Annotated in this window: 6 protein-coding genes; 2 read left to right on the forward strand and 4 right to left on the reverse strand. The window is 73.6% G+C overall.

Going from position 1 to position 5476, the window contains the following annotated elements; genetic code table 11:
- Positions 1-1175: bifunctional alpha/beta hydrolase/OsmC family protein (locus V7050_RS17685; protein WP_324410934.1), on the forward strand; the 1175-nt coding region annotated here is incomplete at its 5' end.
- On the opposite strand, the gene hemN is transcribed toward V7050_RS17685, so the two are convergent.
- Both hemN and V7050_RS17695 read right to left on the reverse strand, forming a co-directional pair.
- Positions 1157-2506: an oxygen-independent coproporphyrinogen III oxidase gene (gene hemN / locus V7050_RS17690; RefSeq protein WP_324370080.1), complete on the reverse strand. Its 1350-nt coding sequence runs from the start codon at positions 2504-2506 to the stop codon at positions 1157-1159. The genes V7050_RS17685 and hemN overlap by 19 nt on opposite strands.
- Positions 2507-2553: 47 nt before the next feature.
- Positions 2554-3129, reverse strand: a complete 576-nt coding sequence (locus V7050_RS17695; RefSeq protein WP_324370082.1) for a DUF1349 domain-containing protein — start codon at positions 3127-3129, stop codon at positions 2554-2556.
- A gap of 172 nt (positions 3130-3301) precedes the next feature.
- Here V7050_RS17695 and V7050_RS17700 point away from each other — a divergent pair, with 172 nt between their 5' ends.
- The gene (locus tag V7050_RS17700) at positions 3302-3988 is read left to right on the forward strand and encodes a D-lyxose/D-mannose family sugar isomerase (protein WP_324370084.1); all 687 of its coding nucleotides are present in this window, start codon (positions 3302-3304) and stop codon (positions 3986-3988) included.
- A 15-nt stretch (positions 3989-4003) separates the two neighbouring features.
- On the opposite strand, the gene V7050_RS17705 is transcribed toward V7050_RS17700, so the two are convergent.
- On the reverse strand, positions 4004-4642 hold the full coding sequence (locus V7050_RS17705) for a nucleotidyltransferase family protein (protein ID WP_324370086.1): 639 nt from the start codon (positions 4640-4642) through the stop codon (positions 4004-4006).
- On the reverse strand, positions 4639-5418 hold the full coding sequence (locus V7050_RS17710; protein WP_324410936.1) for an XdhC family protein: 780 nt from the start codon (positions 5416-5418) through the stop codon (positions 4639-4641). The genes V7050_RS17705 and V7050_RS17710 overlap by 4 nt, the downstream gene beginning before the upstream one ends.
- Positions 5419-5476: the final 58 nt, after the last annotated feature.

A 5476-nucleotide genomic window follows, 5' to 3' on the forward strand; every position in this document is an offset into this window, starting at 1 on the left:
ACCTGCCGGTCGGGCCGCCGCGGGCCCATGCGCTTTTCGCCCATTGCCTCGCCTGCTCCGAAGACGGCATCGCCGCCCGGCGCATCGCCGGCGCGCTCGTGGCGCGCGGCATCGCCGTGCTGCGCTTCGACTTCACCGGTCTCGGCGGCAGCGCGGGCGATCACGCCAATGCCGGTTTCTCCTCGAATGTCGCCGATCTGGTCGCCGCCGCGGCGCATCTGCGCGCGACCCGCGACGCGCCGCAGCTCCTGGTCGGCCATTCGCTCGGGGGGGCCGCGGTGCTGGCCGCCGCCGGCGAGATCCCGGAGGCGCGCGCCGTGGCGACGATCGGTGCCCCGGCGGACGCGGCGCATGTGGCGAAGAGTTTCGCCGCGGACCTGCGCCGCATCGAGGCCGAGGGCGCGGCGGAGGTGACGCTCGCGGGGCGCCGCTTCACCATTCGCCGGGAGTTTCTCGAGGATCTCGCCGGGGCGCGGCTGAGCGAGCGCATCGCCGCGCTGAAGAAGCCGCTGATGATCCTTCACGCCCCCCGCGACGCGGTGGTCGGGATCGCGAATGCCGCGGCGATCTTCAAGGCGGCCAGGCATCCCAAGAGCTTCGTTTCGCTCGACGATGCCGACCACCTGCTGACCGACCCCGCCGATGCCGCCTATGCCGGCGACCTGCTCGCGGCCTGGGCCGAGCGCTATCTCGCGCCTTTGCAGGTCGAGCCCGGCAACCGCGTGCTGGTGCGCGAGACCGGCGCATCGAAATACCAGCAGGCGGTCGCCGTCGGCCGCCACGCGCTCATCGCCGACGAGCCGGAGGCGGTCGAGGGCGGCGCGGACAGCGGGCCCAATCCTTACGACTTCCTCGCCATCGCGCTGGGCGCCTGCACCGCGATGACGCTGCGCATGTACGCCGATCACAAGGGCCTGTCGCTGGGACGGATAAGCGTCTCGGTCGACCACGCGAAGATCCACGCCAGGGATTGCGCCGATTGCGGCGAGGGACGCGAGGGACGCATCGACCGGTTCGAGCGCGAGATCTCGATCGAGGGCGGGATCCCGAGCGAGCTCGCCGACAAGCTCGTGGAGATCGCCGGAAAATGCCCGGTGCATCGCACGCTGGAGGCTTCCTCGGCGGTGGTGACGCGGCTCACCGAGGATCAGAAGGATCAGACCGCGACCGAGTGACGCGCCTCCGACGCCGCGAGCCAGGCGTCGAAGACCGAGGCCACGACGCGGCAGAGCCGCCGGCCCTCGAGCGTCAGGGTGATCCGCGGGCCGTCCCGGAGCAGGAGCCCGTCCGCCTCGAATTCGGCGAGGCTTTCGAGCTCGTCGCGGCACCAGCCCGGCTCGCGACCGTATTCCCGCCCGAGGGCCGCGGTGTCGACCGCGCCCGCGCACATGATCGCCTCGATCACCCGCCCGCGCAGCCGGTCCTCGGCCCCGAGCGCGAGCCCCCGCGCGACCGGCAGCCGACCGGATGCGACCGCGCGCGCCCAGGCGCCGGTCTCGGCGATGTTCTGCACATAGCCGCCCGGCGTGCGCCCGATCGAGGTCGCGCCGAAGCCGATCATCGTCTCGGCCCGGTCGGTGGTATAGCCCTGGAAATTGCGCCGCAAGAGACCCTCGCGCGCCGCCCGCGCCATCGCATCGCCGGGAAGCGCGAAATGGTCGAGCCCGATCGCCTCGTAGCCCGCCGCGGTCAGCGCCGCCGCCGCGGCCGCCGCCTGCGCGGCCCGCGCCGGTCCGTCGGGCAGGGCGGCCTCGGGGATCATGCGCTGGTTCCTGGCCATCCAGGGCACATGCGCATAGCCGAAGAGCGCGATCCGGTCCGGCGCCATCTCCCGGCAGATGCCGATGGTCGCGAGCAGGGTCTCGACGCTCTGGTGCGGTAGGCCGTAGATCAGGTCGAAATTGATCCCCGCCACCCCGGCCGCGCGCAGATCCGCCACGGTCCGCGCCACCATCTCCGGCGGCTGCAGGCGGTTGATCGCCGCCTGCACCCTCGGGTCGAATTCCTGCACCCCGAAGCTCGCGCGGGTGAAGCCGAGCCGGCCGATCGTCGCCGCCATCTCGGGCGTCAGGGTGCGCGGGTCGCTCTCGATCGCGAGCTCCGCGCCGGGGGCGATGTCGAAGTGCGCGCGCAGCCGCTCCATGGCGCGGGCGAGATCGCCGGGCTCGAGCGCGGTCGGCGTCCCCCCGCCCCAGTGCAGATGCCCGAGCGTCATGCGCGCCGGCAGCGCGTCGGCGACAAGGTCGAACTCGGCGAGCAGCGTCTCGACATAGGAGGCCACCGGCCCGTAGCGCGCGGCGAGCTTCATGTTGCAGCCGCAATACCAGCACATCTGCCGGCAGAAGGGCACATGCAGATAGGCCGAGACCGGCGTGCCCGGATCGAGCGCCGCGAGCCAGGCGCGATAGGAGGCCTCCTGCAGCCCGGCGCGGAAATGCGGCGCGGTCGGATAGCTTGTGTAGCGCGGCACGGCGCGGGCGGCGTATTTGGCGAGGATCGAATCCATGTTGCGCCGATCCTAGCCCGGCGCTCCCCGCCACGGCTTGATTTGCGTCAATTCGCGTGCAGGTCGCGCGCGATCGCCGGGCCGATCTCCAGCCCCTCGAACCGCGCCCGGAAGCCGCCGCGTTCCGGCGAGCAGGCCATGGGCCCCAGCGCGGCCGGGTCCGCCGGAAACGGCGCCAGCCGCGCCAGCCGCCAGGGCGCGCCGCCGATCGCGACCTGCACCCGCAGCGCGTCGCCGTGCCGGGTGAGGCGCAGCGCGACCTCCGTCCCCGGCGCCGTCCCGGGCAGCGGGATCACCGACCAGTCCGAGCGGCCATCGGTCACCACGACGCTGGCGTTCAGCATCCCGTCGGAGAACTCGATCCCGGCCTTGATCCAGCATGCGGCGTCGCGGCGCAGCATCAGGCCGGCCTGGTCGTAGAGCGTCCCGTAATCGCCGCGGAACCGGACGCTCGCGGTGAAATCCCCCTCGACCGGCGCGAGCCAGGCGTGCCCGGTATCGCGCGTGAAGCAGTAGAAGGTCTCGCGCCAGAAATCCGTGTTCGCCCCGGTTTCGAGCTCCAGCGCGGCGGCGTCGCCCGACCAGCGGGGCGGCGGATTGAGCCAGGTGAAATCCTGCGGCATGGCGCCCTCCTGCCGGTCGAACGGGGAAGCCGGTTGCCTGCGAGGATAGCCCGCGCCCGCGCCGTGGTCGATGCCGGTGCGGCGCCTGCTGCCCGTCCCGACCCGCCGCGCTTGGCGCCGCGCCGCCGGCCGTGATATGCCCGGCGGAAACCGGTCCCGGGGGGGGGAAGCCATGAAGCGATCGCGCGTCAACGAGATCATCCGCGAGGCGGATGCCTTCATCCGCTCCTTCGGCTTCATCCTGCCGCCCTTCGCCTATTGGAGCCCCGGTGAGATGCAGGCGCGCCGGCCGGAGATCGGCGGCATCGTCGACGCCCGGCTCGGCTGGGACATCACCGACTACGGCCAGGGCCGCTTCGACTCGATGGGGCTCTTCCTCTTCACCGTGCGCAACGGCCGGGAGGCCGACCTCGGGCGCGGCGGCGGCATGGTCTATGCCGAGAAGATCATGATCTCGCGCCGGGACCAGCTCTCGCCCATGCATCGCCACATCGTGAAGGCCGAGGACATCATCAACCGCGGCGGCGCGACACTGGCGCTCAAGCTCTATCACTCCGATTCCGAAGGCGCGATCGACAAGACCACCGAGGTCGCCGTCGCCACCGACGGGGTGCTCCGCCGCCAGGGCCCGGGCGAGGTGCTGCGGCTGCACCCCGGCGAGAGCGTCACGCTGATGCCCGGCAACTGGCACGCCTTCTGGGGCGAGGGCGGCGACGTGCTGATCGGCGAGGTCTCCACGGTCAACAACGACCTGACCGACAACATCTTCGCCGAACCCATCGGCCGCTTCGCCGAGATCGAGGAGGACGAGGACCCACTGCATCTCCTCGTCTCGGACTACCCGCGCTGGCTGGGGTGACGGCCGGAGCGTCCGCTACGACCCGTCGCGGCCCGCCCGCCAGGCCTCCCAATCCTCGGGCGTGTCGAGATCGAGGAGCGCCGCCCGCCCCGCGGTCGGAACATGCAGCACGGAACCGGCCGGCGCGGCCTCGATGACCGAGCGCGCGCCGCGGTCGCCCTTCAGCGCCGCGAGCGGCCCGAAGAACCGCCGCCCGAAGAGCACCGGATGCCCCGGCCGGCCGTCCGCGGCACTCGCGCGGAGGATCTCGCGGCCCGCGGCCGGGTCGAAGGCAGCGATCAGCCGGTCGATCGCCTCGCTGCCGATCTCGGGCATGTCCGCGAGCAGGATCACCACCGCATCGGTCCCCGGATCGACCGCTCCCAGCCCGGCGCGGAGCGAGGCGGCCATGCCCTCGCCGCAATCCGCCGCCACGACGATCTCGACCGCGGCCCCGGCCAGCGCCTCCCGCCGCGGCGCCGCATCGGGCGGGAGCACGACCAGCACGCGATCGGCCCGGCTCGCCAGCGCCGCCTCGGCGGCATGGCGCAGCGCCGGCCGGCCCCCGACCGCCTCGAGCAGCTTGTCGCGTCCCCGCATCCGGCGCGCGGCGCCCGCGGCGAGCAGGATGGCCGCGACCACCGGCCGGCCCGCCACCGCGCCGCCGGCCGTCACCCTGCTCCCTGCGGCACCGGGCCCGGCCGGGTTTGCGGACGACGCAGCCGCTCGGTGACCTGGGCGAGGATCGAGACCGCGATCTCGGCCGGCGCGCGCGCGCCGATATCGGCCCCGACCGGCCCGTGGATCCGCGCGATCAACCCTGCGTCGAAGCCGGCCGCCGTCAGCCGCGCGACGCGGCTCGCATGGGTGCGGGCCGAGCCGAGGCTTCCGAGATAGAACACGCCCGAGCGCAGCGCCGTCCGGATCGCCGGATCGTCGAGCTTGGCGTCATGGGTCAGCGTGACCACCGCCGTGCGGCCGTCCAGCCCGTAGGCGGACAGCGCCGCATCCGGCCAGTCGTGGCTGAGCCGGAACCCCGGGAAGCGCGCCGGGCTGGCGAAGGCCTCGCGCGGGTCGATCACGATCACGTCGTAGCCGGCGAGCCGCGCCATGGGCGCCAGCGCCTGGGCGATATGCGCCGCGCCGACGATGGCCATGCGCAGCGGCGGGTTGTGCACGCCGAGAAACCAGGGGCCGGCGAAGCCCGAGCGGTCCCCGACCAGCGCCGCCTCCGCCTCCCGCCAGAGCGGATCGCCGGGGCCGAGCAGGAGCCGCCGCTCCCAATCCTCCGGCCGCAGCGCATAGACCGCCGGCCGGCGCGCCGCCCGCGCCGCCACGAGCGGCTCGAGCAGCGTGAGCGGCAGGCCCTGGCCGGTGCCGACCGGCTCGACCAGCACCCGGATCCGCCCGCCGCAGGCGAGGCCCGCCCCGAAGGCGTCGGCCTTGCTCACGCCCTAGTCGAGGATCCGCGGCGCGCCCGCCTCCAGCGCCTCCAGCGCCTCGGCCACC

It is taken from the genome of Amaricoccus sp., from assembly GCF_036846665.1.
Classification (GTDB): domain Bacteria; phylum Pseudomonadota; class Alphaproteobacteria; order Rhodobacterales; family Rhodobacteraceae; genus Amaricoccus.